This is a genomic window from Nocardioides abyssi (genome assembly GCF_030412915.1).
Lineage (GTDB): Bacteria > Actinomycetota > Actinomycetes > Propionibacteriales > Nocardioidaceae > Nocardioides > Nocardioides abyssi.
Map to the genome: position 1 here is coordinate 1 of NZ_JAUHJR010000054.1, position 375 is coordinate 375.

At 70.4% G+C, this 375-nt stretch carries 1 protein-coding gene; it reads right to left on the bottom strand.

The genetic code is table 11. The annotated features are described in order from the left end of the window. A partial coding sequence (locus tag QWY29_RS19875; protein WP_300962972.1) for a VTT domain-containing protein occupies window positions 1–304 on the bottom strand: 304 nt, incomplete at its 3' end. Window positions 305–375: the final 71 nt, after the last annotated feature.

Consider the following 375-nt stretch of genomic DNA (forward strand, 5'->3'; position numbering starts at 1 on the left):
CGATCCCGAGTGCAGGGCCGAGCAGGTAGCTTGTCCACGACATCCGGGTGAGCCCAGCCAAGTAGTTGATGGCCGTGAACGGCACGACCGGGACCAGGCGGAGCGCCAGGAGCACGACCAGCCCGCGCTCGGCGACGAGCGCGTCGAGCCGCGCGATGCGATCTGAGCCGAGGTTCTGGAACGATGCCTGGCCCAGGTGCCGGGACAGTGCGAAGGCGATCGCGGCGCCGAGCACCGCGGCCAGCCACACCAGTGCCAGGGCCTGGGTGAAGCCCAACAGCAGACCGGCGGCCGCCGTCAGCACGTTCTTGGGCTAGGGCGCCAGCGTTCCTGCGGCGTATCGGGGGCCGGCGTCGTCTGGAGAGCCGTGATCCT